The organism is Streptomyces sp. NA02950 (assembly GCF_013364155.1).
Taxonomy (GTDB): domain Bacteria; phylum Actinomycetota; class Actinomycetes; order Streptomycetales; family Streptomycetaceae; genus Streptomyces.
In genome coordinates, this window is record NZ_CP054916.1 from 2764073 (window position 1) to 2787510 (window position 23438).

A 23438-nucleotide genomic window follows, 5' to 3' on the forward strand; every position below is an offset into this window, starting at 1 on the left:
GGAAGCGCTCGTTGCTTCAGAACTGAACAGTGAATCGAGATGGGGTGAGAGCCCCCATCCCCGAGGACGACCGGGTTACGTCGTCGGCGGCATCACCACGTGCTGGCTCTGGAGAACACCCCTCAGGGTGCCACCCGGCCGCGCCGCCCTGCTCGCGTCAGAGCAGCGACGATGACGCACCGGAATCCAGGGCCCGGATGGGTTGGCACCCAAGTCCCTACATGCGCTTCGAGCGCGCACGGTCCTCGACAACGGCCGCCAGCGGCTGGTGTCGAGAGGCCGCGTCCGCTCGACACCGAGTGGTCGAAACCAGAGCGGTCCCCCGGGTTGCCCCCCCGGAGGACCGCGTACAGGCACCTGAATGAGAGGCAACCTGTGATCACCAGCATGACATGCGGCTCCTGCGGGGGCGCCGGCGGTCGGACCGAGACCACCTCGGAAGGCGGAGTCACCCGCCAGACCTGGCGCACCTGCGGCTCCTGCTGCGGAAGCGGGACCCGCTGATGGGCGCCCCGATCCGCTGCACCACCTGCAACGGCACCGGCGGAGGCCAATGGGTCATCACCGGCAACGGTTCCCAGACCCGCCAGCCCTGCGGCTCGTGCGGCGGTAGCGGGACCCGGTAGCCGACCTCTGTCACCTCAAGCGCCCGGGTGCGGTCGTCCTCTCGCCAAAGACCGCGACCGCCCCGGGCCCTACCCCCTGCCTGACCAGGCAGCAGGAGTTCCGTGATGCGTACATTCATAGGAGATCAGGAGGCCGTCAGTGCCTCTGAGTTCGAGGAGTTGGCTTTCGGCTTCGATGAGGGGCCTGTCGGCCTGGACCGTGAGTTGTTCGTCGGTCCGCCGCACCCGGAATCGGCGAAGGACCGCCAGGCGCGGCTGGCCGTGGCGCGGGAGGTCCTGCGCGACCTGCGTGAGGCTGCTGCCGCTGGCGATGAGATCGCCGGATGGGACGCGCTCTACGCCAAGGAGCTGACCAAGACGGTCCCGCTGTTGCGGTCCGCCGCGCGCACGCGCCGTTCCTCGAGGAAGGGGGCGGCGGCATGAGCGAGTACATCTCTGACGGTCTGCTGGCGAAGGTCCGTGCTTTGCTGGCCAAGGCGGAGGATGCCGGAGCCACAGAGGCCGAGGCGGAAGCGTTCACCGCGAAAGCGGCCGATCTGATGGCCAAGCACGGCATCGAGCGGGCGCTGCTGGCCGATGCCCAGCCGGAGACGGACAGGCCCACCGATCGCGTAGTGCTGGTCGACAACCCGTGGGGCGGTCCGAAGAAGTCACTGCTGTGCTACCTGGCACAGGCGATGCGCTGCGAAGGCATCTACACCACCCGCCGGGACGCGCCGGGCTACCGGGTCCACCTCTTCGGCTATGCCTCGGACCTGGAACGGCTAGAGGTGCTGTACACCTCTCTGCTGCTCCAGATGGCCAACGGTGCCGCTCACCTGGACATCCCGTATTGGGACACACCCCGCCGGTACAGATTCTCCTGGATGGTCGGCTTCGCTTCAACCGTGGCCCATCGGGTCAAAGCGGCCGAGGATCACGCCCGATGGCAGGCCGGTAACACCACCGCACAGACTGGTACCGGTCGCAGTGCGGAGCTGGTGCTTGCCGACCGGTCCGCCGTCGTGGGCGCGATGGTCAAGGAGCACTACGGGCGCGTGCGCTCCCGCAAGGTCACGGTTACCGGAACCGGCTACCGAGCAGGCCAGGAAGCCGGACGGCGGGCCGACATCGGCACCACCCGGCTCGGCGCCTCCGCCGCACGGCAGATCGGCGGTGCCCGATGAGTCACACACTCGCCGCCCTGTCCGCCGCCGCCCCGCTGGCCACCGGATGGGCCGTCCACGGGCTGTGGTTCCGCCGCAGCCTCGACCGGGCCCGCCGCGATCCTCTGACCGGTCTGCCCACACGGGCCGGGTTCGAGAAGGGTGCCGGGCAGCTGCTGCGCAAGGAGCGGTGCGCGGTGCTGCTCATCGATTTGGACGGCTTCAAAGCCCTGAACGACACGATGGGCCACGCGGCCGGGGACGCGGCCATCCGCGCGGCCGGTGAGCGCCTGGGCGTCTGGGTGCACGTGCAGAACGGGGCCGTTGGCCGGTTGGGCGGTGATGAGTTCGCTGCCGTAGTCAGCATGCCGCACCCGTCTGATCTGCCCGTGGAGCTGTCCACGCTGCACCGGATGGTGTGTGAGCCGGTGGAGTTCGACGGCCACCTGATCCCGTTGGGCGCCTCGATCGGCGCCTACCACGGCCCTCACCCCGCCCCGGCCCTGTCCGTCGCGCTCCGCCGGGCGGATGAGGCGATGTACGCCGCCAAGCAGTCCGGCGGCGGCTGGGCCATCACCGACAACCCCACTCCCGCATACCGCACCGTGAACGGCCGTCGCGACGGCCGCAACGGCACCAGCAACGGCACCAGCAATGAGGACCCCATGAGCACCCGCTACGACGGCTATGACCTCTTCGAAGAGGCCGACGACTACGCCGACTTCGAGGACGAGGAGTTCGAGGACGCGGAGGAGTGGCAGCCGGACGCCGGCCAGTGTGACCGCTGTTCGATGGCGCCGGGTGAGGTCATCGAGCCGCTTGGCTTGTGCTGCGCCTGCTCGATCGGCCAGGGCGCCGATCCGGAGAACTGCGTGTGCGGCCCCGCCCCGGACGACGGCGCGGAAGGGGCCTCGTGATGACCACAGTGGCCGAGACTGACCAGGTCGCCGCTCCGCAGGTGCCGCCGCTGTCCCGTCGGGAACGGATCCTGCTGGTGGTGGTCGGTGCTGCGGGCATCGGCGTGGGCGGGCTGGGGTTCGCGGCATCGTTCGATGCGGTGTCGGCGGCCGGGGCCCGCTGGGGGTTCCGGTATCCGTGGATGCTGCCGGTGGGCATCGACGCTGCCGTGCCGGTGTTCACCGTGGCCAACCTGCTGCTGATCCGGATGAACATGCCGCTCGCATGGGTGCGCTTCGTGCCCTGGGCGCTGACGCTGGTCACCTGCTGGCTGAACGTCGCGGCCGGGCACTCGCTGTCGGCCAAGGTCGCGCACGGGACGATGCCGCTGCTGTGGGTCGTGCTCTCCGAAGTGGCCGCGCACGTCTACGCCGTGCGGATCGGCGCCGCGATCGGCAGCCGCATGGAGCGCATCCGGCGCTCGCGCTGGCTGCTCGCTCCGCTGTCGACGTTCGCCCTGTGGCGCCGCATGACTCTGTGGGAGATCACCTCCTACGCCGACGCCCTCGCCCGCGAGCGCGAGCGGCAGCTGGCCCGCGCCGAGCTGCGTGAGCAGCATGGGCGGCGGTGGCGCTCGAAGACCCCGCGCCGGGAACGCGTGCTGCTCAAGCTCGGCGACCAGGCCCCCGCCACCGCAGCCGAGCCGGACCCCATGCCGGCACCTCCGCCCCCGGCGGAGCCGAAGCAGGAGCACCGCCAGGCCGAGGAGCCCAAGGCCGAGCCGAAGCCGCGGCGGCGGCCGGGCAGGGCGGCCAAGCCCTCCCGGAAGGTCCGCGGTTTCGATGAGCTGCTCACCGAGGCCCGCGAGGTCACGGCCGACTGGCCGGAGGAGCGGCTGAAGGCCGAGCCGATCCGGAAGGAGCTTCGCTGTAGCGCGGAGCACGCCCGCTCACTGCGCGATGCGCTGAAGGCCGAACGCGCCGCCGACAGCCCTGCGCTGCATCCCGTGGCCACCGAGCCCGACACCACCACCGCCGAAGACGAGACCGATCACACCGAGGAAGAAGCAGCATGACCAAGACCACCAGCCATCACCCCGCCACCCAACACACCCTGGTGCGCTACACCGGCAAGCCGCACACGCTGACGTGCCGCCCGGAGCGGCTCACCGTCCACACCGCACGGGCGTGTGTCAGCCGGGGCCGCCGTACCGCCGAAGCTGTCCACGTCTACGAGACGACCGACCGCGACGGCACCCAAATCCACGTCGTCCACGTCCACTTCGGCTCTGGCCACTGGACGGGCGTCGACTTCGTCACCGACATCTACGAGATCCCCACCGAGGCCCTCACCGCGCTCTAGGGATCACCAGCACCGCACAACCGCGACGGGCCCGGCCTCCCACCTCTCACAGCGTCGGCCGGGCCCGCCCATCCCTCCTAGTTGGAAGGAACCACCAGTGAACCACCCCGACGACGACAACGAATTCTTCGACCGACTCGAAGCCGAGATAGCCGCCGACTACCCGCCCGACTCCGGGGGCGAGGTAGTCGACTTCACCAAGGCCCGATCCGCCCGTGCCGAGTCGGCCAACCCCACCACCCGACCCGACGCCGACGCGTCGCCCGACTCAACGGCGCCCCGGTCGGCAGACCCGTCGGGTGGCGAGTCGGGCGACCCGACCACACCCCAGGTGGTCGACCAGCCGACCCGACCGGACGGCCCCGGGTACCTGGGTCGGCTGCTGGCCGCCAAGCGCCGTCCGGTCGTTCCGGTCTGGCTGCGGTCGACGGCGGAGCTGAAGACGGCCGCCGCGTGGGTGGCCCGGCACTACACGCACACCGCCGGATACCACGCCCTTCGGTCTCCGGTCTACGCCGCCCGCCTCACCTTCCAGGCGCCCACCGGGGCCGCGCGGTTCATCGGCGGCACGCTGCGGTGGATGGCCGACCGTGAGGGTGAGCCGGTCCGCCTCGCCGCTGTCCGGCGCGAGGATGCGGCCGACTACCTCAAGCTCTCGCGCCAGCGGGACGGACGGGTCCGGCTGCGCACCCTCGTGACGGTGCTGGCCATGTTCGTCGGCCTGGGCGCCGCGCTGGCCATCTACGTGCTCGCTCCCGACTGGCTTCAGGCCGTCTCCGTGGGCGCGGTCGTGATGGCTCTCGGCTTCGCTGGCCGGAAGGCCGATGCCCCCGTGATCCATCGGGCGGTCGAGCTGCCCAAGGCGACCAAGCTGACCAGTGACATCGTGCTGCGCGCGTTGGGGTCGCTGGCCATTCCCGCGATCAATCAGGCCCAGGCCAAGGGCCGGGACGGGTTCACCTTCACCGCCCCGATCACCCGCGACGGCCCCGGCTGGCGTGCCGAGGGTGACCTGCCGTTCGGTGTGACGGTCACCGACATCATCGAGCGCCGGGAACGCCTCGCCTCAGGGCTCCGCCGTCCGCTGGGCTGCGTGTGGCCTGAGGCGGTGCCGGATGAGCACACCGGGCACCTGGTGCTGTGGGTCGGGGATCAGGACATGTCCCGGGCGAAGCAGCCGACGTGGCCGCTGCTGAAGTCCGGCCGTGTGGACCTGTTCAAGCCGGTCGCCTACGGCACCGACCAGCGCGGCCGGTGGGTCGAGGCCACGCTGATGTACATCGCGGGCGTGATCGGCGCGATCCCCCGCATGGGCAAGACGTTCCTGCTCCGTCTCCTGCTCCTCATCGCCGCCCTGGACCCCCGGGCCGAGCTGCACACCTACGACATGAAGGGCACCGGCGACCTTGACCCGGTCGGCAACGCCGTCTCCCACCGGCACGCCGCTGGCGACGATGACGAGGCGATCGAGTACGCCATCGCCGACTTCCGCGCGCTGCGCGAGGAGTTGCGCCGCCGCACCAAGGTGATCCGGTCCCTGCCCCGGGACATCTGCCCGGAGTCGAAGGTGACCAGCGCTCTCGCCGACAAGCGGTCGCTGGGGCTGCACCCGATCGTGGTCGGCGTGGATGAGTGCCAGGTGCTCTTTGAGCACCCGAAGTACAAGGATGAGTTCGAGGAGATCGCCACGGACCTGGTCAAGCGTGGTCCGGCCACCGGCATCGTGCTGCTCCTGGCGACCCAGCGCCCCGACGCCAAGGCGCTGCCCACGGGCATCTCCGCGAACGCCTCGGCCCGCTGGTGCCTGAAGGTCATGGGCCAGCTGGAGAACGACATGGTCCTGGGCACCTCCGCCTACAAGCGCGGCGTGCGCGCGACCATGTTCGCCTGGGCCGACAAGGGCATCCATTACTTCGTCGGCGAAGGCTCCGACGCCCGGATCGTGCGCGCCATCTACATCGACGGACGCGACGCCGAAGCCATCGGCGCCCGCGCCCGCAAGGCGCGCGAGGCGGCGGGCACTCTCTCCGGGCACGCGCTGGGGGAAGAGCCGGAGCCCACGACCAGCGCGTATGACCTGCTCGCCGACATCCTCGCCGTCGTCCCCGCCAAGGAGTCCAAGGCGTGGTCGGAGACGGTTGCCGCGCGGCTGGCGGAGCTGCGGCCGGAGGTCTACGACGGCTGGGACCCCGAAGCGCTCTCCGCAGCGCTCAAGCCGCTCGGTGTCTCCACGATCCAGGTGGGCCGCCGGGTGGACGGCAAGGTCGTCAACCGGCGCGGTATCGACCGCTCCCACATCACCACCGCGATTGCGGAGCGTGACGGAAAGCGGGACGCGGGCTGATCGTCCGGGGCCGCTAGCGCTAGCGGCATACCCCGCTAACGTTAGCGGCCCCGCTAGCGCCCCACACCGCATCTGATCAGGCCGCTAGCGGATAGCGGCCCACCTGCGGAAACCCCTCGAAGCCGCCCGGGAGGGCCCTCCATGACCCCCATCACCCTTGCTATCACCTGCCTGCTCGCCATCACACTCGGTTACGCATCTCTGTGTGCGGTCTCGCCGTTCGGCGACTGCCGGAAGTGCCACGGCATGGGCCACGCCATCAAGACCGACCGCAAAGGCCGCATGAAGCGCGGCAAGGACTGCCGCCGCTGCGACGCCACCGGCAAGCGCATACGCGCCGGTCGCTGGCTCTACAACCGCGCCGCCCGCATCCACCGCGACGGCACCCGCTGACCCGCTCCCAGAAAGGGGCTCACACCCATGACCGTCACCGTCTCCCTGGTGCTGCTGCTCGCCATCGGCCTGGGCGCTCTGTTCAAGGGCGGGCATCTGCGCGTCGGGGCCGCTGTCATCGCCGTGCTGTTCGGCTTCTACCTCGCCAACACCGACGCCGCTCCCTCGGTGAACAAGACCGTCACCTCCATCACCGACGCCATCACCGGCATCGGCAACTGACCTCCACGGGGCCGGTCCACGTGAACGAGCGCATCACGCTCATGGCCGCTGGCGAACTCCGCGACGCCCTCGCCGCCCACCAACGCGGCGACGTCCCCGCGACCCTCGGCGCGCTGATGAGCATCGATCCCGAGTCCTGGCAGGCCATCGAACGCCGCCTCGCCTCCCTCGGCGGCAACCTCCCCGACGTCCTCGCCGCTCTCCGAGGAGAAACCCCGTGACTCCCGAACTGATCACCGCCGCCGCGCTGCTGGCGCCCGGCGCGATCCTCGGCCCGGTGTGCCTCGCCGGACACCGCCGCGCCCGCCGCCGCGACGCCATCGAAGCCGCGGTATGCGCCGCCTACCGGCCCGGCCCGCCCGACGAGGACCCCGAGCCCCCGCCCAAGGGCCGCATGAAGGGCAAGCCCCAGACCGCGCCCGCTCGCCTCGCCCAGGTCATCGACTTCCCCACCAACCGCCGCAACGCCGCCTGAACAGGCCAGGAGCGATCCACCATGCCGCAGCAGACCATGACCGCCGCCGAACTCTCCGACGCCGCTGCCGAAGCCATCCGCCAGCTCAACCACCTCACCCGCCCGGCGGGGAACGGTCTGGAGTACCCGGGCGACGCGTACAGCACCGTCTCCAACCTCAAGACCCTCGTACAGCGCCTCCCGCAGACCTTCGAGCAGATCTTTGCCTTCCTCGCCGATCTGCACGAGGGCGGGAACCTGCGCAGCGACCGGGGCCCGAACGCCGATGACGACGTGGCCGCCGTCAAGGCCGCCCTCGACTGGGCTGCGGACGACGCCCGGAACCTCGCCGAAACCCTCGACAGCGCGCACTCCGCACTGAGCCCCATCAGCTACGCCGCATAGCTGCACCGGGGCGGTCGCCCTCTCGCCAAAGACCGCGACCGCCCCGGCCCTACCCCATCCATCCGCAGACAGACAGGAGGACTCAATAGTGGCACCCGAGCCCGCCCCGTCGCCGTACGACAACGTGCGTACGCTGCACGGCGGCGCCGAGCCTGGCATTGACCGGATGCCCCCGCAGGATCTCGAAGCCGAGCAGTCCGTTCTAGGCGCCATGCTGCTGTCCGCCGCCGCCATCGACGATGTGGTCGCAGCGATGGACCCCGCCGACCACTACCGGCCCGCGCACGAGACGATTCACCGCGCCATTCGCGAGCTGCACGACCAGGGCCAGCCCGTCGACCCCATCACCCTCACGCACCACCTCGACAAGCGCGGCGACCTGGCACGCGTCGGCGGCGCGAGCTACCTGCACACCCTCGTGCAGACCGTGCCGACCACCGCCAACGCCGAGTACTACGCCGAGATCGTGCGGGACAAGGCCGATCGCCGCCGCCTGATCGAGGCCGGTAACCGGCTCGCGCAACTGGCCGCCGAACCCGGCACAGATGCCGAAGAGGTCCGGGCCACCATGCTCGCCGAGGTCACCGCGCTCGCCCCGAGCCCGGCCGGGCAGGAGAGCGACAGTGCCGGCACCCCAGCCGGACCCCCAAACCCCCTCTACGACCCGCACTCAAGCATCCGCCGCCCGCACCGGCCGGGGCCCACCCCGCACCCGGATGTGTTCTGCGGCTGGGTCGGCGAGACCGTGCGCGAGCTGGACCCCACCACCGAAGCGGACCCGGTTGCCGTGCTCGCCAACCTCCTGTCCGCCGCCGGGGCCGTTATCGGCCGCCGCCCGCACCTCATGGTGGGCAACGACCGGCACCCCTGCCTGATCTGGGCCCTGACCATCGGCCCCACCTCCTCAGGCCGCAAGGGCTCGGCCACCTCGACCGTGCGGCGGGTGCTCGCCGAGGCCCTGCCCGACTTCTTCGGCCCCGAGCACACCCCGCGCGGCCTGAACTCCGGGGAAGGGCTGATCGAGTACGTCAAGGACGACGACAGCGAGGACGCCAACCCGGCCAGCGTCGACAAGCGGCTGTGGGTCCTGGAGTCGGAATACGCCGTGACCATGAGCAGAGGGCGGCGCGAGGGCAGCAGCCTGCCCGGTGTGCTGCGGCAGGCATGGGACGGGGATTCGCTCGGCTCAATGGTCCGCGACTCACTCAAGGCCACGGACCCGCACATCGCGATCCTGGGCCACATCACCCCGGAGGAGTTCCGGGCCAAGATGCAGGACTCCGAGATGGCCGGGGGCACTTACAACCGGTTCCTGCCGATCTTCTGCCACCGCAACCTGATCCTTCCTGGCTCGCGCGGCGCCAGCCCGGAGCTGGTGACCAACCTCGCCACTGGTTGGCGGACCGTCCTCGCCGACGCGGCCCAGGTTGATGAGGTGAAGTTCAGCCCAGACGCATGGGCTCTGTACTGCGACGAGGTGTATCCAGCGCTCAGCGAGGACGACGCGGCGGGCGGTGTGATCGCCCAGTTCACCGCCCGAGCGGCCCCGTACGTCCAGCGGACCGCCATGGTCTACGCCCTGTGCGACCACACCGACACCATCGCCGAGCACCACATGCGCGCCGCCTGGCACCTCCTCGACTACGCCCGCGCCTCCGCCGTCCACCTGCTCGGCAACGTCTCCGGTGACCCCAAGGTGGACAAGCTCGCGACCGCCGTCCGCGCGGCCGGAGCGGACGGGCTCACAGGCGAGCAGGTTCGGAAGCTGTTCAAGAGCACGGGCAAGGCAGAGCGTGAACGGCTCACGGCCGCACTACTGGACCTGCCCGGCTACAGCCGCACGCAGAAGCCCACCGCAGGCCGTCCGACCACTGTCCTCGCCTACACGGGCTGAGGCCGGTAAGGGCGAAAAGGTAGATAAGCCTGCTGACCTGCGAAAACAGCGATCCGGTAAGGGAGTCGGTAAGCGGGGTGGAAAGTCCGCAGAGCCAATGGCCAAGACTTACCGACCACCTTTCCAACCCCCTTACCGGCGCCGTAAAAGCCCAGCTCAAGCGGCTTATCACCCTTATCGCCCTTACCTCCCCGCCCGGACATACGAAGGGAACTGACCATGTCCGCCCATGGGGCCAGGACTCAGCCGCCCGCTAGCGACCCCCGCACCACGCTGCGGGCCGGACTCCCGGATCGCTACCTCACCCCCGACGACATCGCCGAGATGTTCGAAGTCTCGAGAGAGACCGTCTACACCTGGCGCAAGAAGCGCATCGGCCCGCCCGGATTCCGCGTCGGCAAGCACGTGCGCTACGACCCCACCGCCGTCCAGCGCTGGGCCGCTGAGCGTATGGCGGCCGACACCGCCGCCTGAACGACGACCAACTGAGCGCATCACCACCCCGCAGGGGCGGAGCCACTGGGCTCCGCCCCTGCTCTGATCTGTCCGAGAAGGGATCACGCCTCAAATGGCTGGCCACATCCAAGACCGCTGGTACAAGAACGAACCCGGCCCCAACGGCAAACCCCACCGCGTCAAGACCAACCGTCACGGCACGGGCATGCGCTACCGCGCCCGGTACGTCGGCCCCGATGGCACCGAGAAGTCCAAGTCATTCCGCGACGGACAGAAGCGCCTAGCCGAGAAGTGGCTCAACAACACCGCGTCTGACATGTCGCGAGGTCAGTACATTGATCCGCGCGCCGCCCGGATCACCTTCAAGGGCTACGCCGACAAATGGCTCAAGGCTCACACCACGGATCCGTCCAGCCAGATCGTGACCGAACAGCGGCTTCGCCTGCACGCGTTCCCACTCATCGGCTCGCGACCGCTGGACTCGTTCCGCCCCGAGCACATACGCGGACTGGTGGGCGCCTTGGAGGCGAACCCATCTGTCAGCGGTGGGTACGCGCGCAACATCTACGGCGACGTTCGAGCCGTCCTGAGCGCGGCCGTGGACGACGGTCCATTGCCTCGGAATCCGTGCACCGCGAAGTCTGTCCGCCCTCCAACAGCCGAGCGGCGCCGCGTCGCGCCGTGGCTGACCACCCAAGTGCACGCCGTCCGCGCAGCGCTCCCCGGGCGGTACCGGACCATGGTGGACACGGGTGCGGGGTGCGGACTCCGACAGGGTGAGATCGTAGGGCTCGCTGAAGACGCCCTCGACTTCGAAGGCGGCATCCTGCGAGTGGTCCGGCAGGTGAAGCTGATCCAGGGGAAGGCCGTGTTCGCCCCGCCGAAGTGCGGCAAGGAGAGGGACGTGCCCCTGCCGTCGTCGGTGGCTGAGGCTCTGCGCGGTCACATGGACGCCTACAAGCCGGTGGAGATCACGCTCCCGTGGCGGAAGCCGGACGGCCCGAAGGTGTCGGCCCGTCTCCTGTTCACGAACACCGCGAGTGGGGTCGTGTGGCGCAGTAACTTCAACATCCAGGAGTGGAAGCCCGCGCTCGCCGTCGCTGGCCTCATCCCGGACGCCGGGGCGGACGGCAAGTACGAGTCCGCGCGTGAGCACGGCATGCACGCGCTGAGGCACTTCTACGCGTCCGTGCTGCTGGATGCTGGAGAGAGCATCAAGGCCGTCAGCCAGTATCTGGGGCACACCGACCCCGCGCTGACGCTGCGGGTATACGCGCACCTCATGCCGTCGAGCCAGGAGCGTACGAGGAAGGCCATCGATCGAGCGTTCCAACCCACTCCGCGCGAGACTGACGGCCCAGAGACGGCCCAGTGACCCGCGAAGGGCCCCCTACCGACGCCAAACGCGCAGGTAGGGGGCCCTTCGCCCCCGGATCACTTCCAGTTCTCCGGGCTTAGGCATGGTCCACCCAGTGTCGCAGACGTACGAAGGGCCCCGCGCCGCCCGGGGCGCGGGGCCGGTCGGCGGGCCGGATCAGCCTCCGCCGACGAAGATCACCAGCAGCAGCCACACCACCGGCGCGGTGGGCAGCAGCGAGTCCAGCCGGTCCATGATCCCGCCGTGGCCGGGCAGCAGCTTGCCCATGTCCTTGATGCCCAGATCGCGCTTGATCATGGATTCGCCGAGGTCACCGAGGGTCGCGCTGACCGCGACGGCGAGGCCGAGCACCAGCCCCTGCCACCACGCGCCGCCGTCGATGAGGAACTCCATGCACAATGCGCCCGCGACCATGGCGAACGCCACCGCGCCCATCAGCCCCTCGCGGGTCTTCCCCGGGCTGATCCGCGGCGCGAGCGGATGCTTGCCGAACCGCCAGCCGACCGCGTACGCGCCGGTGTCGCTGACCACGGTCAGCAGCAGGAAGGTGAGCACCCGCCACGGGCCGTCCTCGGTGTCGAGCATGAGGGCCACGAAGGTGGCGAGGAACGGCACGTAGAAGGCGGCGAAAACACCGGCCGTGACATCCCTGAGGTAGTTGTCCGGCGGTTCGGTCATCCGCCACACCAGCACCGCGAGGGCCGTGAGCGCCACCGCCACCCAGGCGCCCTGGGCGCCGCGCACATATCCGGCGACGATCATGGCGACGCCGCCGACGGCGAGCGGCGCGAGCGGCACCCGGATGTCCTTGCGCTCGGCCAGCCGCGAGGTCAACTCCCAGAGCCCGACGACCACCGCGACCGCTATCACGCCGATGAACACCGGCTTGTAGATGAAGAGCGAGGCCACGATGATCACACCGAGGCCGACGCCCACCCCTATCGCGGCACGCAGGTTCCGGCCCGCGCTCTTCTTCTTCGCCTGCCCGCCGCCGGTGCTCCGCGCGCCGTCGGAGCGCGCCGGATCGGGTGCGGGGTCGGGAGACGTCGGAGGGCGCCCGGCCGCCTGCCGGGGCCCGGGCCGCTGCTCCCGCTCGTCACGGAAGAGGGGACCGCCCAGTCCGGCGGCCCCCCGGTCACGGTCGGCGGCATCGCCGGGTTCGCCGCCTGCGTGCGGCACGGTGGGCATGGGGCGAGTGTGCGCCGCTTCACCCACGTCGTGCGCGGGACCCGCCGAAGAAGGGGGCACCTCCCAGCCGTATCCGGAGGAGGTGCCCTGATCGGCGGGTCCCCAGAGTCCGGCGCGCGGCGGGGCCCCCCAGGAAGAGTCGTTCATCAGACCTCGAGCAGCTCGGCTTCCTTGTGCTTGAGCAGCTCATCCACCTGCGCGACATACTTCGCGGTGGTGTCGTCGAGCTCCTTCTCGGCGCGCCGCCCCTCGTCCTCGCCGACCTCGCCGTCCTTGATCAGCTTGTCGATGGACTCCTTGGCCTTGCGGCGGACGCTGCGGATCGAGATCTTCGCGTCCTCGCCCTTGCCCTTGGCGACCTTGATGAACTCCTTGCGGCGCTGCTCGGTGAGCTCCGGGAACACCACCCGGATGATGTTGCCGTCATTGCTGGGGTTGACGCCCAGGTCGGAGTCGCGGATCGCCTGCTCGATGTTGCGCAGCGCACTCTTGTCGAACGGGGTCACCACGGCCATCCGCGGCTCCGGCACCGAGAACGACGCCAGCTGGTTGATCGGCGTCAGCGCACCGTAGTAGTCCGCCACGATCTTGTTGAACATCGCCGGGTGCGCACGCCCGGTGCGGATCGCGGCGAAGTCCTCCTTGGCGACCACAACGGCCTTCTCCATCTTCTCCTCGGCCTCGAGGAGGATCTCTTCGATCACCACTTGCTCCTGGTGTTGTCCGTAGGCAGAGCCTCGCCCCTGCGTGCGTCTTCTCCTGCACGGTGTCCGACCGGCAGGCCGTTGTCCATCCCCCGTTCGAGCCGTCAGGCCCGGGAGCCCTGGTCGCTCACGAGCGTGCCGATCTTCTCACCCTTCACCGCACGCGCGATGTTTCCTTCGGCGAGGAGCTCGAACACGAGGATCGGCAGCTTGTTGTCCCGGCACAGGGTGATCGCGGTGGCGTCGGCGACCTTGAGGTCGCGGGTGATCACCTCGCCGTACTCCAGGGCGTCGAACTTCACCGCGTCCGGATTGCGAGCGGGGTCGGAGTCGTAGACCCCGTCCACCCCGTTCTTACCCATGAGCAGGGCCTCGGCATCAATCTCCAGGGCGCGCTGGGCGGCGGTGGTGTCCGTGGAGAAGTACGGCATGCCCATGCCCGCGCCGAAGATGACCACGCGCCCCTTCTCCAGGTGGCGCACCGCACGCAGCGGAATGTACGGCTCCGCGACCTGGCCCATGGTGATGGCGGTCTGGACGCGGGAGTCGATGCCCTCCTTCTCCAGGAAGTCCTGGAGCGCCAGGCAGTTCATGACCGTGCCGAGCATGCCCATGTAGTCCGAGCGCGCCCGGTCCATTCCGCGCTGCTGGAGCTCCGCCCCGCGGAAGAAGTTGCCGCCGCCGATGACGATGGCGATCTGCGCGCCGTCCCGGACCACGGCGGCGACCTCGCGGGCGATGGCGTGCACGACGTCGGGGTCGACACCGAGGCCCCCGCCTCCGGCGAACGCCTCGCCGGACAGCTTCAGCAGGAACCGGCCGTGTGGGGCTGTGCCGCGCGCGTGCTTGTCGTCGGCGGCCTGTTTGGCGTCCACGCCGTGATTCATTGGAGATCTCCTCGTGCGCATACGAAGAAGGCCATTGCCGGGTGGGTCCTGGTACGACCTCTGCGGCAATGGCCTCCTCGTCACATCTGCGGCCGACCGGATGACGGTTGGCTGCCTTCGACCCTATCGGGGTCGCCGGTCATTCGCTGCTCGGCTCAGACACCGACGCGGAAACGGGCGAAGCGCTTGAGCGAAACACCGGCCTCGTCCAGAACCTTCTGGACGGTCTTCTTGTTGTCCTTGGCGAACGGCTGGTCCACCAGCACGTTCTCCTTGAAGAAGCCGGTGACGCGACCCTCGACGATCTTCGGCAGGGCGGCCTCGGGCTTGCCCTCCTCGCGCGCGGTGGCCTCGGCGACCCGGCGCTCGTTCTCGACCGTCTCGGCCGAGATGTCGTCGCGGCTGAGGAACTTCGGCGCGAACGCGGCGATGTGCTGCGCGACGTCCTTGGCTACCTCGGCGTTCTCCTTGTCCAGCTCGACCAGGACGCCGACCTGCGGCGGCAGGTCCGGGCTGGTGCGGTGCATGTACGCGGCGACGTAGCCGCCGGAGAACTGCGCGAAGCGGTCCAGGACGATCTTCTCACCGAGGGTGGCGTTGGCTTCGTCCACGAACGCCTGGACGGTCTTGCCGGACTCGATCTCGGAGGCGAGCAGCGTCTCCAGGTCGGCCGGGGCGGTCTTGGCGACGTGCGCGGCGATGGCGTCGGCGACGGCGACGAACTTGTCGCCCTTGGCCACGAAGTCGGTCTCGCACTTCAGCTCGACCAGCACGCCGGAGGACTTGTCGTCGGCGATCAGGGAGACGACGGCACCGTTCTCGGCGCTGCGGCTCTCGCGCTTGGCCACGCCCTTCTGGCCCTTGACGCGGAGGATCTCGACGGCCTTGTCGACGTTGCCCTCGGCCTCGTCCAGCGCCTTCTTGCAGTCCATCATGCCGGCGCCGGTGAGCTCACGGAGCTTCTTGACGTCAGCGGCGGTGAAGTTCGCCATGATCTGTGAATCTCTTCTCGAAAGTCGAAAGCTCTACGGGTGAACGGCGGGGGCGGCGCCTTTCGCACCGTCCCCCGCCGTCGTACACCGTCTGAGTGGTCAGCCCTGCTCGGCGCCCGCGGACGGGGCCTCGGCGGGCTTCTCGGCAGCGGCCTCGGCCGGCTTGTCAGCGGCGGCCTCGGCGGGCTTGTCAGCGGCAGCCTCGGCCGGCTTGGCGGCCTCGGGCTCGTCGGCCTTCTTCTCGCCCTCGAGCAGGTCGCGCTCCCACTCGGCCAGCGGCTCGCCCGCGGCCTTGTCGGCCTTCTCGTCACCGGTGGCGACGCCGGAGCGGGCGATCAGGCCCTCGGCGACCGCGTCGGCGATCACGCGGGTGAGCAGGGTGACGGAGCGGATCGCGTCGTCGTTGCCCGGGATCTTGTAGTCGACCTCGTCGGGGTCGCAGTTGGTGTCGAGGATCGCGACGACCGGGATCCGGAGCTTGCGCGCCTCACCGACGGCGATGTGCTCCTTCTTGGTGTCCACGATCCAGACGGCGCTCGGCACCTTCTGCATCTCGCGGATACCGCCGAGGGTCTTCTCCAGCTTGGCCTTCTCGCGGGAGAGGACCAGGAGCTCCTTCTTGGTGAGGCCGGAGGCGGCCACATCCTCGAAGTCGATCTGCTCGAGCTCCTTCAGGCGCTGCAGACGCTTGTAGACGGTCGAGAAGTTGGTGAGCATGCCGCCCAGCCAGCGCTGGTTGACGTAGGGCATGCCGACGCGGGTCGCCTGCTCGGCGATGGCCTCCTGCGCCTGCTTCTTCGTGCCGACGAACATGATGGAGCCGCCGTGGGCGACGGTCTCCTTGACGAACTCGTAGGCGCGGTCGATGTACGACAGCGACTGGAGCAGGTCGATGATGTAGATGCCGTTGCGCTCGGTGAAGATGAAGCGCTTCATCTTCGGGTTCCAGCGGCGGGTCTGGTGCCCGAAGTGGACGCCGCTCTCCAGCAGCTCCCGCATCGTGACGACGGCCATGGCCGTACTCCTTGAGGTACTCGGTTCCGCGGTGGCCGGGTGGCCGCCGCGCCTGACGCCCCGGCGCGCCTGCCACGGACGGGGCCTTGAGGGGCTCGTCCGAGGACCGAGGGGCGCGGCCGCCGTACTGTCCGATGCGAGATCGGGGCACCGGTGGCGGGGCGTGCGAAGTCGACCCGGTGACCCGGATCGCCATAAGAAGTGTACGGGACCGGTGCGGTGCCGGGTGACGGCGATATCCACAACCGGCGAGTAGTACCCAGATTCGCTCCATGATCCACCCGATGCGGCGCTCCGGGCCACGGTGGGTTCCATGCGAAGGCTTCTGATGTGGTGGGCGCTTGTCCTGTGCGCCCTGACGTTATGGCCGACGGCCGCGCCCGTCGGACCGGGACCCGGGAGGTCCCCGGAGCCGGGGTCGGTGGCGGCCGCCGCGAGGGCGGTGTCAGGCCCGGGTCCGACGGCCTCGGGGGCGGGCGCGTGGCCGGGGCTGCGGCGCGCGGGGGCGTCCGGTCCGGGCCGGGCCGGGGACGGGCCGGCACCTGCCGCGGCGGCCCGGGGACCGGGTCCGGGATCGGTTTGGAGGTTTGTTCCGGGGTCGGTTCCGGGCATCCGCGGTGCGGTTCCGGCGCACCGCGGGCCGGAGCCGGTCACGGGCTCCAGGGTGGGCCGGGCCGACCGTGGTCCGGTGTCGGCCGCGGACCCTCGGCCGGTCCCGGGCGGCGGCGGTCGTGCGGGACCGGGGGACCACCGAGCGGGCCGGGGCGGCGGCCCGGCCGGTGGTGGTGAGACGAGGCCGGGCGAGCGGTCGTGGCCCGTGGACGGTGGTCCGGGGGCGGCACGGCCCGCCGTGCTGAGGGGCTGGCGGCCGCCTCCCGCACCCTGGGCCGCCGGTCATCGCGGGGTCGACCTTGCGGCACGTGCCGGGCAGCGAGTGCGGGCGGCGGCCGCGGGGCGGGTGACCTTCTCCGGTCCGGTCGCGGGCCGCGAGGTGCTCACCATCGAGCTGTCCGGGACCGGTACCCCTCCGCTGCGCACGACCTACGAGCCGGTGCGCGCGCTGGTGGACAAGGGGGACCGGGTCTCGGCCGGGCAGGTGGTCGGGGTGATGCGGCCGGGCCCCTTCCACTGTCCGGCGGGCTGTCTGCACTGGGGGCTGCGGCGCGGGGACCGCTATCTCGACCCGCTCTCGCTGCTGCCGCCCTGGATGCTCCGCGGCGGCCCCTCCCGGCTCCTCCCGGTGTTCGGCGTCGCCGACAGCCCGGCTCCCGCCGCGGCGATCTCCCCTGCCGGATGGACCGGCCTCGCCCCGGCTGCTGCCCTGGCAGCCGCCTCCGCCTGGGCCCATGCCCGTCTGCGATCCGGCGCTGTACGGCGGGGCGGGTCAGGCGCGTCGGATCCAGCCGGACGGCTCCGGAAGGCGCGGGCGGGCGCACCGCTCAAGGAGGACCGGTACGCCCGGACCAGCCGGGGCCACGGCAGTCCGCGACCGGCCCGGCATACGGAACCGCAAGCAGAACCAACTGCCGGGTCGCGACCGTCGCGGCGCACAGAGCCCGAGCGCGCCCGGCACGGCGGCACGAACAGACGCCGAGCCGACGGCCGGGAACAACCGCCGTGGCACGCAAGGCCGGGCGCGGCCGGCACGGCGCGCAGAGCCAGGACGCGACAGACGTGGCACGCACAAGCGGCGGCACGACCGACCGGAGTCGTGCGCGCCGCCGGGGGCGAGCCAGCAGGGCTCGCAGAGATCAGCGGTGGGTGACGCCGTTCAGGGCCATGGTCACCGCGGCCTCGGTGATCCGCTCGGGGTCCTCGGCCGCACCGAGCTCGATACGGCGGACCGCCGCGTCCACGACGCCCTGGAGGAGCACGGCCGTCAGCCGGGGCTGCTCATGGCCCAGGGTGCTGAGGGCCTCGACCACCATGGCGATCAGCCCGCCGTGCGCGGCCCGGATCTTCTCCCGGGCCCCCGCGTCCAGCTCACCGGCCGAGATCGCCACGACGGCCCGGTGGCGGCGGTCACCGACGAGCGCCAGCTGTCGGCGCACATACGCCTCGATCTTCGCGTCGGGTGTGTCGGCCCGCTCCATGGCGGCTTCGACCTCAGCGGCCCAGACCGGGAAGTCGACGGCGCACAGCTCCTCGACCACGGCCGCGCGGGAGCGGAAGTACTCGTAGACGGAGGACCGCGCGAGGCCCGTGCGCTCGGCGAGGGCGGGGAAGGTCAGCGCCTCCGTACCGCCCTCGGACAGCAGGGAGCGGGCGGCCTCCAGCAGGGCGCCGCGCTGCATCGTCCGGTGCTCGGCCACTGAGGCCGCTCGAATCCTGGGCACGCGACCACTGTACGAAAGAGGGCGCCTCGCGGGCGATGGTGGAGGGACGATTCAGCGTCCGACGTCGGCGAGTTTCGCCCGCAGCTGGAGCACCGACTTGGTGTGGATCTGGCTGACCCGGCTCTCGGTGACCCCGAGGACCTGGCCGATCTCGGCGAGGGTGAGCCCTTCGTAGTAGTAGAGGGTGACCACGGTCTTCTCCCGCTCGGGAAGGGTGTTGATGGCGCGGGCGAGCAGCCTGCGCAGCTCGCGGTCCTCGGCCACCTCGACCGGGTTGTCCGCGGCGGTGTCCTCGAGGGTGTCCATGAGGCTGAGCCGGTCGCCGCCTTCGCCGCCGACGTGCAGCAGCTCTTCCAGGGCCACCACATTGGCCAGGGACAACTGGCTGAAGACCCCGTGCAGTTCATCCAGGCCGATGTTCATCTCGGCGGCCACCTCGGCCTCCGAGGGAGTGCGCCGCAGCGCCGCCTCCAGCGTGGCGTAGGCCCGCTCGACGGCCCTGGCCTTCTGGCGGACCGAGCGCGGGATCCAGTCCAGCGCCCTCAGCTCGTCGATCATCGCGCCCCGGATCCGGGTGATCGCGTAGGTCTCGAACTTGATGGCGCGCTCGGGGTCGAACTTCTCGATGGCGTCGATGAGTCCGAAGACGCCGGACGATACGAAGTCCGCCTGCTCGACATTGGAGGGCAGTCCCACGCTGACCCGCCCGGCCACGTATTTCACCAGGGGCGAGTAGTGCAGGATCAGCTGCTCCCGCAGCCGGCCGTCGCCCGTGGTCTTGTACGACCGCCACAGCTCGTCGAGCGATGACGGTGCGGCCGGCCGCACCGCGCCGTGGGCAGCGGGCGGCGCCGCGCGGTCAGACCCGGAGATGTGCTGGGGCATTCGTCGCCTTGAGCCGTTCTGCCATGACATGGGTGAGGACGTGCGCTTCCGCCGGAAACCCTGTGAGCGTAGCGTGATCGGACCATCGCGGTATGCGAAGGGCGTCGGCTCGGCGGTGTGCGGATACGGTCATCGCCTCAACCCTTTCACCCGATTGCCCCGATTCGGGGGACCGCCTCGCCGTGCGCCGCCGTTCCGGCGCGCCGGAGGGACCAACTCCCATCGGTCGCCATGGCGTTCGACGAATCCCAGGGCGAGCAGCTCATAGAGCCGGCTCAGGGTCTCGTCGCAGCCGGCCCCGGATTCCCGGGCCACCTCCCGCAGGTCGTTGCCACCCTGTGCCGACAACGCTTCCAGCACCCGTGCCGTCACGGGATCGAGCAGGTCCCGCTCGACGAGCGGCCCCCGACGCTCCGGGGCGAGCTCACCGATGCTTCCGATCAGCTCCGCCACTTCATCGGCGTCGGTGACCACCACGGCCTCGCCACGCAGCAGTTCATGCACCCCGGCGGAGAGCCCGCTGGTGACCGGTCCTGGCACGCCCATGGTGGAGCGGCCGAGCTCCTGGGCCCGGCGCGCGGTGACCAGCGAGCCGCTGCGGTACTGGGCCTCGACGACCACCGTGCCGCGGGTCAAGGCGGCGATGACCCGGTTGCGGAGCACAAAGCGGCTGCGGGTCGGATGCGCTCCGGGCGGCAACTCGGCCACCACCAGACCCTGTTCCGCGATGCGCTCGATCAACTCGGTGTGGCCACGCGGATAGGGGACGTCCACCCCGGAGGCCAGCACGGCGACGGTGGCCCCTCCCGCCGCGAGCGCCCCTCGGTGCGCGGCGCCGTCCACCCCGTGGGCCGCCCCGGACACCACCACCCAGCCGCGATCGATGAGCCCGGCGGCGAGTATCGCTGCGACATGGGCGCCGTAGTCGCTACAGGCCCGCGCGCCCACCACGGCGACCGAGCGCAGCGCCCACATCCGCAGGGACGCCCGGCCGCGCACCCATAACCCGACCGGGCGAGCGTCCCCGAGGTCATCGAGCTGACCGGGCCACTCCGGGTCCCCCGGGCACAGGAACCGTCCGCCGCGCCCGGCGGCCGTGGCGAGGTCCGCGGCCGGGTCCAGACCGGCGGCCCGCAGCGCGCATCCGGCCAGCCGCTGCCGGCTCGCTCCGGGCGGCGGCGCGCCCTGCCCGCTGAGCGCCCGGCGCAGCGCCACCGGTCCCATCCGGCGCAGCCAGCGCCCCACCGTCTCGTCGCCGGGCTCGACCAGCCGCGTGAGCGCCGCGCGCGCCAGCCGCTCTTCCTCGCTCACCCCCCGGCGGCCCTCCGGCTCCTGCCCGGCCCTCCCCCCAAGGCGATGTCCCTCCCCCGAACCGAGATCGTCCAGGGCTCCCGGGTCGGGTCCGTCCCCCGCACCCGGGCCGGGTGGGCGGCCGGTGGCCGGGCGCCCGCCCATCAGTGCTCCCCCGCCCCGACCGGCACCCCGCGGCTGACGCCGGTGCGCAGCTGAAGGGCCCGGGCGACATCCGGCGCCTGGGGCCGGTCGTGCCCGGCCAGATCGGCGACGGTCCAGGCGACCCGCAGCACCCGGTCCAGGCCGCGGGCGGTGAGGAGTCCGCGCTCCATGTCCCGCTCGGCCTCGCGGAGCGCCCCGGAGCAGGGCTGCCACCGGGTGCGGAGCTCATGCCCCGGAACCTCGCTGTTGAGCCGCCAGGGGGTGTCCGCGAGCCGGGCCGCCGCACGCTCCCGGGCCTCCCGCACCCGGGCCGCGAGGGTCGCGGTGCTCTCGGCCAGGCAGCGCGCCCCGGTCAGCTCGGCCCGGGTGACCGCCTCGACATGGACCCGAAGGTCCACCCGGTCCAGCAGCGGCCCGGACAACCGCCCCTGATAGCGGCGGACCATCACCGGTGTGCATTCGCAGCCCTCGCCCATCAGCGCGTGGCGTCCGCAGGGGCAGGGGTTGGCCGCCAGCGTCAGCAGGAAGCGAGCGGGCATCCGCATCATGCCTCCGGAGCGGGCCACTACCACATGGCCCGATTCCAGGGGCTGCCGCAGCGCGTCCAGCGCCCGCCCGCTGAACTCCGGGGCCTCGTCCAGGAAGAGCACCCCGCGGTGGGCCAGCGAGACCGCGCCGGGCCGGGGCAGGCCATTGCCTCCGCCGACGAGGGCGGCCATGGTCGCCGAGTGGTGCGGGGCGCAGTACGGCGGTGTGTCCACCAGGGGCTGGCCGGGCGGCAGTACCCCGGCCACCGAGTGGACCGCGGTGACCTCCAGGGCCTCCTGCCGGGTGAGTGGTGGCAGCAGACCGGGGAGCCGCTCGGCGAGCATGGTCTTGCCCGCGCCAGGCGGGCCGATCAGGAACAGATGGTGACCTCCCGCGGCCGCGACCTCCAGGGCGCCGCGCGCGGCCCGCTGCCCGGCGACATCGGCCAGATCGGGGCTTCCCGCCCCGCTCCCGGGCCCCGCGGGCACCCCGCTGCCCATGCCCGCGCCCGGCACGGTGAGCCCCGCCAGCAGCGGATCGGGCCGCCCCGGCTCCGGTGGCTCGTGTTCCTCCTCGGGCACCGGCTCATCCGTCAGCACCGCGATCAGCTGGCGCAGACTCCGCACCCCGAGCACGGAGACCCCGGGGACGAGCGATGCCTCGGCCGCCGTCTGCTCCGGGACGACGACCTGCGGATAGCCCGCCTCGGCAGCCGCGAGCACCGCGGGGAGCACCCCGCGCACCGGGCGGACCCGGCCGTCGAGACCCAGCTCCCCGATCATCATCAGATCGGCGATCTGCCGCGGGTCGATGCGCTCGGCCGCGCCCAGCACCGCACAGGCCACCGCCAGGTCGAAGCCGCTGCCGCCCTTGGGGACGGACGCCGGGCTCAGCCCCACCGTGAGCTTCTTCTGCGGCCAGGCGGATCCGGAGTTCACCACGGCCGCCCGGACCCGGTCCCGGCTCTCCACCAGGCTTTTGTCCGGCAGCCCGACCAGGGTGAACGCGGCCACCCCGGGCTCCAGATCGGCCTGGACCTCGACCACCACCCCCTCGACCCCGACCAGCGCGACCGAACAGGTGCGGGCGAACGCCATCAGGCCACCCCCCGCACATGCTCGACGACGGGCGCGCCCCGGTGCGGCAGCACGACACCGACCAGATCGATCCGCACCCCGCCCGGCGGCGGACCGCCGTGCCGCTCCAGCCAGCGCTCCGCCAGCAGCCTCAGCCGCTCGGCCTTGCCCGATCTGACAGCGGCCATCGGGTGCTCATAGGAGCCCGCCCGGCGCGTCTTGACCTCGCACACCACCAGCGCTCCGCCATCGAGCGCGACGATGTCGATCTCGCCGTCCCGGCACCGCCAGTTGCGCTCCAGGACGGTCATCCCGGCCTCGGCCAGCCGTCGCACCGCCACATCCTCGCCGTAGCGGCCCAGTGCCCCTCGGGCGTTCATCGGCACCACCTCCGGTACCGACTGTGACGCCCCGGTCACGCGCTATGGGATCATGGAGGATTTCTGTGGACCGACGACCGCCTGTGGACAACTCAGCCACTCGGAAGGTCGAGGTCGCTCTTGTTCAGCTCCTCGATATTCACGTCCTTGAACGTCAGGACACGTACCTGCTTCACGAAGCGGGCCGGGCGGTACATGTCCCAGACCCAGGCGTCGGCCATCGACACCTCGAAGAAGACCTCACCCTGGACCGAGTGCACCTGCATCTCGTATTGGTTGGTGAGATAGAAGCGACGCTCGGTCTCGATCACGTATTTGAACAGACCGACGACATCGCGGTACTCCCGGTAGAGCTTCAGCTCCATCTCGGTCTCGTACTTCTCGAGGTCCTCGGCGCTCATGGCATGTTCCCCTTCA

Annotated in this window: 25 protein-coding genes and 1 pseudogene; 15 read left to right on the top strand and 11 right to left on the bottom strand. The window is 71.0% G+C overall.

All coding sequences use genetic code 11. From position 1 onward, the window contains the following. Positions 1–731 precede the first annotated feature (731 nt). From HUT19_RS11490 to HUT19_RS11560, 14 genes are all read left to right on the top strand, one after another. Positions 732–1049 carry a hypothetical protein gene (locus HUT19_RS11490; protein WP_176180378.1) on the top strand — a complete coding sequence of 106 codons (318 nt, stop codon included), beginning with the start codon at positions 732–734 and terminating at the stop codon, positions 1047–1049. Continuing rightward, positions 1046–1792 (top strand): DUF2786 domain-containing protein, encoded by a 747-nt coding sequence (locus HUT19_RS11495; RefSeq protein ID WP_176180379.1) that lies wholly within the window; start codon positions 1046–1048, stop codon positions 1790–1792. The genes HUT19_RS11490 and HUT19_RS11495 overlap by 4 nt, the downstream gene beginning before the upstream one ends. Then, on the top strand, positions 1789–2688 hold the full coding sequence (locus tag HUT19_RS11500; protein WP_217712254.1) for a GGDEF domain-containing protein: 900 nt from the start codon (positions 1789–1791) through the stop codon (positions 2686–2688). Before HUT19_RS11495 ends, HUT19_RS11500 begins: the two co-directional genes overlap by 4 nt. Continuing rightward, entirely contained in the window at positions 2688–3743 is a 1056-nt protein-coding gene (locus tag HUT19_RS11510; protein ID WP_176180380.1) for a DUF2637 domain-containing protein, read from the top strand. Before HUT19_RS11500 ends, HUT19_RS11510 begins: the two co-directional genes overlap by 1 nt. Beyond that, positions 3740–4030, top strand: coding sequence for a hypothetical protein (locus HUT19_RS11515; RefSeq protein ID WP_176180381.1), 291 nt, complete (start codon positions 3740–3742; stop codon positions 4028–4030). Before HUT19_RS11510 ends, HUT19_RS11515 begins: the two co-directional genes overlap by 4 nt. A 97-nt stretch (positions 4031–4127) precedes the next feature. After that, positions 4128–6374 carry a cell division protein FtsK gene (locus HUT19_RS11520; RefSeq protein ID WP_176180382.1) on the top strand — a complete coding sequence of 749 codons (2247 nt, stop codon included), beginning with the start codon at positions 4128–4130 and terminating at the stop codon, positions 6372–6374. Positions 6375–6515: 141 nt separating this feature from the next. Further along, positions 6516–6767, top strand: a complete 252-nt coding sequence (locus HUT19_RS11525) for a hypothetical protein (RefSeq protein ID WP_176180383.1) — start codon at positions 6516–6518, stop codon at positions 6765–6767. A gap of 27 nt (positions 6768–6794) precedes the next feature. Further along, positions 6795–6989, top strand: a complete 195-nt coding sequence (locus tag HUT19_RS11530; protein ID WP_176180384.1) for a hypothetical protein — start codon at positions 6795–6797, stop codon at positions 6987–6989. A 20-nt stretch (positions 6990–7009) separates the two neighbouring features. Next, the gene (locus HUT19_RS11535; protein WP_044572822.1) at positions 7010–7210 is read left to right on the top strand and encodes a hypothetical protein; all 201 of its coding nucleotides are present in this window, start codon (positions 7010–7012) and stop codon (positions 7208–7210) included. Beyond that, the gene (locus tag HUT19_RS11540; protein ID WP_176180385.1) at positions 7207–7464 is read left to right on the top strand and encodes a hypothetical protein; all 258 of its coding nucleotides are present in this window, start codon (positions 7207–7209) and stop codon (positions 7462–7464) included. Before HUT19_RS11535 ends, HUT19_RS11540 begins: the two co-directional genes overlap by 4 nt. Before the next feature lie 21 nt (positions 7465–7485). Continuing rightward, a complete protein-coding gene (locus tag HUT19_RS11545) occupies positions 7486–7848 on the top strand; it encodes a hypothetical protein (RefSeq protein ID WP_176180386.1) in 363 nt (120 codons plus the stop codon). Between the two features lie 88 nt (positions 7849–7936). Beyond that, positions 7937–9742 carry a DnaB-like helicase N-terminal domain-containing protein gene (locus tag HUT19_RS11550; RefSeq protein WP_176180387.1) on the top strand — a complete coding sequence of 602 codons (1806 nt, stop codon included), beginning with the start codon at positions 7937–7939 and terminating at the stop codon, positions 9740–9742. Between the two features lie 219 nt (positions 9743–9961). Continuing rightward, a complete protein-coding gene (locus HUT19_RS11555) occupies positions 9962–10216 on the top strand; it encodes a helix-turn-helix domain-containing protein (protein ID WP_176180388.1) in 255 nt (84 codons plus the stop codon). Positions 10217–10310: 94 nt separating this feature from the next. Beyond that, entirely contained in the window at positions 10311–11573 is a 1263-nt protein-coding gene (locus tag HUT19_RS11560) for a site-specific integrase (protein ID WP_176180389.1), read from the top strand. 159 nt (positions 11574–11732) lie between these two features. On the opposite strand, the gene HUT19_RS11565 is transcribed toward HUT19_RS11560, so the two are convergent. From HUT19_RS11565 to rpsB, 5 genes are all read right to left on the bottom strand, one after another. Continuing rightward, the gene (locus HUT19_RS11565; protein WP_176180390.1) at positions 11733–12911 is read right to left on the bottom strand and encodes a phosphatidate cytidylyltransferase; all 1179 of its coding nucleotides are present in this window, start codon (positions 12909–12911) and stop codon (positions 11733–11735) included. After that, positions 12911–13468, bottom strand: a complete 558-nt coding sequence (gene frr, locus HUT19_RS11570) for a ribosome recycling factor (RefSeq protein ID WP_176180391.1) — start codon at positions 13466–13468, stop codon at positions 12911–12913. The genes HUT19_RS11565 and frr overlap by 1 nt, the downstream gene beginning before the upstream one ends. A 104-nt stretch (positions 13469–13572) precedes the next feature. Then, the gene (pyrH, locus tag HUT19_RS11575; protein ID WP_217712255.1) at positions 13573–14355 is read right to left on the bottom strand and encodes a UMP kinase; all 783 of its coding nucleotides are present in this window, start codon (positions 14353–14355) and stop codon (positions 13573–13575) included. Positions 14356–14510: 155 nt separating this feature from the next. Then, positions 14511–15347 (bottom strand): translation elongation factor Ts, encoded by an 837-nt coding sequence (gene tsf, locus HUT19_RS11580; protein WP_176180392.1) that lies wholly within the window; start codon positions 15345–15347, stop codon positions 14511–14513. 99 nt (positions 15348–15446) lie between these two features. Next, on the bottom strand, positions 15447–16361 hold the full coding sequence (rpsB, locus tag HUT19_RS11585) for a 30S ribosomal protein S2 (RefSeq protein ID WP_176180393.1): 915 nt from the start codon (positions 16359–16361) through the stop codon (positions 15447–15449). A 610-nt stretch (positions 16362–16971) separates the two neighbouring features. Between rpsB and HUT19_RS42950 the strand changes: the two are divergent. Next, positions 16972–17613, top strand: a pseudogene (locus HUT19_RS42950) (murein hydrolase activator EnvC); the annotation flags it as partial. Between the two features lie 499 nt (positions 17614–18112). Here HUT19_RS42950 and HUT19_RS11595 read toward each other — a convergent pair. The 6 genes from HUT19_RS11595 to HUT19_RS11620 form a co-directional block, all read right to left on the bottom strand. Next, the gene (locus HUT19_RS11595; protein ID WP_176186770.1) at positions 18113–18655 is read right to left on the bottom strand and encodes a TetR/AcrR family transcriptional regulator; all 543 of its coding nucleotides are present in this window, start codon (positions 18653–18655) and stop codon (positions 18113–18115) included. Positions 18656–18748: 93 nt separating this feature from the next. Then, the gene (gene whiG, locus HUT19_RS11600) at positions 18749–19582 is read right to left on the bottom strand and encodes an RNA polymerase sigma factor WhiG (protein WP_176180394.1); all 834 of its coding nucleotides are present in this window, start codon (positions 19580–19582) and stop codon (positions 18749–18751) included. Between the two features lie 129 nt (positions 19583–19711). Then, positions 19712–21037: a DNA-processing protein DprA gene (gene dprA, locus HUT19_RS11605; protein ID WP_176180395.1), complete on the bottom strand. Its 1326-nt coding sequence runs from the start codon at positions 21035–21037 to the stop codon at positions 19712–19714. Continuing rightward, a complete protein-coding gene (locus HUT19_RS11610) occupies positions 21037–22662 on the bottom strand; it encodes a YifB family Mg chelatase-like AAA ATPase (RefSeq protein WP_176180396.1) in 1626 nt (541 codons plus the stop codon). The genes dprA and HUT19_RS11610 overlap by 1 nt, the downstream gene beginning before the upstream one ends. Beyond that, the gene (locus HUT19_RS11615) at positions 22662–23021 is read right to left on the bottom strand and encodes a YraN family protein (protein WP_176180397.1); all 360 of its coding nucleotides are present in this window, start codon (positions 23019–23021) and stop codon (positions 22662–22664) included. The genes HUT19_RS11610 and HUT19_RS11615 overlap by 1 nt, the downstream gene beginning before the upstream one ends. A gap of 92 nt (positions 23022–23113) precedes the next feature. Further along, positions 23114–23422 carry a DUF2469 domain-containing protein gene (locus HUT19_RS11620; RefSeq protein WP_176180398.1) on the bottom strand — a complete coding sequence of 103 codons (309 nt, stop codon included), beginning with the start codon at positions 23420–23422 and terminating at the stop codon, positions 23114–23116. Positions 23423–23438 lie beyond the last annotated feature (16 nt).